General features: G+C 35.8%; 3 protein-coding genes. All 3 read left to right on the forward strand.

Translation table 11 applies throughout. The annotated features are described in order from the left end of the window. The first annotated feature begins 81 nt into the window (after positions 1 to 81). The 3 genes from N7603_RS08870 (at position 82) to tnpC (ending at position 2,394) form a co-directional block, all read left to right on the forward strand. Complete coding sequence (locus N7603_RS08870; protein WP_262097069.1) at positions 82 to 444, forward strand: helix-turn-helix domain-containing protein; 363 nt, start codon at positions 82 to 84, stop codon at positions 442 to 444. Beyond that, on the forward strand, positions 437 to 772 hold the full coding sequence (tnpB, locus tag N7603_RS08875) for an IS66 family insertion sequence element accessory protein TnpB (protein WP_262097070.1): 336 nt from the start codon (positions 437 to 439) through the stop codon (positions 770 to 772). Before N7603_RS08870 ends, tnpB begins: the two co-directional genes overlap by 8 nt. A gap of 62 nt (positions 773 to 834) precedes the next feature. Next, entirely contained in the window at positions 835 to 2,394 is a 1,560-nt protein-coding gene (tnpC, locus tag N7603_RS08880) for an IS66 family transposase (protein WP_262097071.1), read from the forward strand. The last annotated feature ends 112 nt before the right edge of the window (positions 2,395 to 2,506 follow it).

Below are 2,506 nucleotides of genomic sequence, written 5' to 3' on the forward strand. Positions count from 1 at the left end.
GTAAACGTCAAAAATTAACACCTTGTAGTTTTAGGGTGTTTTTTTGTACACTTAGGACATCATAGGAAAGAGAGAAAAGCGATGGGAAAATTTTATACAGATAAAGAACGATTCGAAGTAGTAAAGCATTTTTTAGCTAGTGGTTTAAGTCAAATGGACTATTCAAAAAGATATGGATATGCACGAACAACGATCAGGGATTGGGTGAGTGCGTATAACCACATATCAGGGGATTTCATAAGAATAGACAATATCGGAACAGATGAAAGTATCATAGATGGAAAATTCATTAAAATGAACTTATTAAGGAGCGAGGAGATTAACAAGAAATCAACACACTTCACGAGGTTTGATCATTCAATCGTAGTGATAGAAAGTAAAGGGATCAAGGTAACGACATCGCTAGAACAAGCCTTAAAGATACTAGAACGCATCCATGATTGATTATAGGAAGGTAAAAAAAATCTACTTCTACACAAAAGAGTTAGACATGAGGAGTGGGATGCAGAGAATCCAAACGTTGTTAGGCTTTAACTTTAGCTCAGTCGAAATGATGTATACCATGTATGTATTTTGTTCAAAAGATAAGAGACAAGTCAAAATATACTATGAGGATGAATATGGGAGTTGGTTGATGATTAACAAATTGAATGAAACGAAGTTTAAATGGCCAGAACAGATTAGTGGGGGTGGTTATGAGGTAGAAGACATGAAACTACTATTAAAAGGGTTAAAGGTAATGTCTGAACGAAGAAAAGAGGTTAGTTATTGATAAATTACCATATATATAAATATATATGGTAAAAATATTTATAAGTATGATATAATTGAAATATGAACCTAAAAGAAGCCCTAAAAGAAATTGAACGCTTAAAAAAAGAGAACCAACAGTTAGAGAAAAAGACAGCCAGACAAGACCGTCTTATTTTCAAATTGAATGAGAGATTAAATCAATTGGTGGGTGAAAAAGAGGTATTAAACGAAAAGTATACGATCGAACGTGTGAAAGTGTTCATTCCGAAAACTGAAGTATTAAAACCAAGCATCATCAATGAAACAGAAACGATATTGAAAGAAACAAAGATAAATAAGACACATAAACTCAAGGGGAAAAACTTTGAGCGTTTTGATTTTGAAAGGCACGTGAGCGAGGTCATATATGAAAAGCCAGAAATGGCATCGTGCCCAACATGTGGAGATGATTTGAGTGTCGCAAGCGAGAAGGTAAGATATCAAATTGAGGCGATACCAGCGACATTAAGGGTTATTAAGATTATCAAACAAAGCTGCAAGTGTGAAGCGTGCAATAAAAAGGATAATAAGCTCTATTATCCTGTTTCAACCTCGCTTTTCCCTGGCAGTATCTTAAGCCATTCAATGGCAGCCTATATCGCTTATCACAAATATGAATTAGGCATCCCGTTTCACCATTTATCTTCCCATATTCAAGAGGTGCTTGATATTGAGATAACCAAACAAAATCTCGCAGTTTATATGGAAAAAACGGCTCGATTACTAGAACCGCTTTATGAACAAATGAAATCAGATTTACTGAATAATCGAGCAAGTGTCATTCACGCAGATGAGACGACACTATCGATCAGTAAAAGACCTGAGGCGGACAAAGAGCGAAAGAAAAGCTATGTATACCTTTACGCATCTAGTTATTATGATCATCCAATCTACATCTACAGTTTTCATGAATCACGAGCTATTGATACAACAGCGAAGTGGTTAAAAGATTTCAAAGGCGTCATTGTGTGTGACGATTTTAAAGGATATACAAAGTTAGCTAAAGAGAATCCAAACATAAAACTTCAGCGTTGTTTCGCACACGTTAGAAGACGGTTTATGGATATCGTAAAAGTCTTACCAGAAGAGTCTAAACAAACGAGTCATGCGTATCAAATACTGACACTCATAGGGCAGTTATTTCATTATGAATCTAGATATAAAGAAACTGATTTGACACCAAATCAGGTAGAAAAACGACGTATTTTCGACCAAAAACCACTGATGGATGAATTAAGACATCTTCTTTTTGAGTATGACTATAAACCAAACAGTGCAATCGCTGGTGCAGTCAACTACGCCAAGCATATCTTTGATGATCTACAGACGTACTTAACGAATGGGTATGTTGAACTATCCAATAACCTCGCTGAAAGAGCGATTAGACCATTCGTAATCAATAGAAAGGTATTTATGACTTCTGGATCGTATGCAGGAGCAAGATACACAACCGTATTATTCTCGATTATACAGACAGCCAAAATCAACAACTTACAAGTATCAAAATACCTAGAATATGTTTTAGATAATCTAAACCAAAAATCGATAGAGGAGTTATTACCCTACAGCAAAAGTATTCCAAAAACACTACAAAATGACTAAGAACGCTCCAATCGCCGACATGGCGGGAATGGACTAACAGTGACGAAAACGCCCAACAGTGCAAACTGCTGGGCGTTCTTTTAATCTTAGGGTGTAGTTATTTGACGTTTAC

The sequence above is a fragment of the Paracholeplasma vituli genome, assembly GCF_025446935.1.
In the GTDB taxonomy this organism is placed as follows: Bacteria; Bacillota_I; Bacilli_A; order Acholeplasmatales; family UBA5453; genus Paracholeplasma; species Paracholeplasma vituli.

Coding starts and splice junctions, on each gene's coding strand:
- N7603_RS08870 (WP_262097069.1), top strand. CDS start 82: ATGGGAAAATTTTATACAGATAAAGAACGATTCGAAGTAGTAAAGCAT.
- tnpB (WP_262097070.1), top strand. CDS start 437: ATGATTGATTATAGGAAGGTAAAAAAAATCTACTTCTACACAAAAGAG.
- tnpC (WP_262097071.1), top strand. CDS start 835: ATGAACCTAAAAGAAGCCCTAAAAGAAATTGAACGCTTAAAAAAAGAG.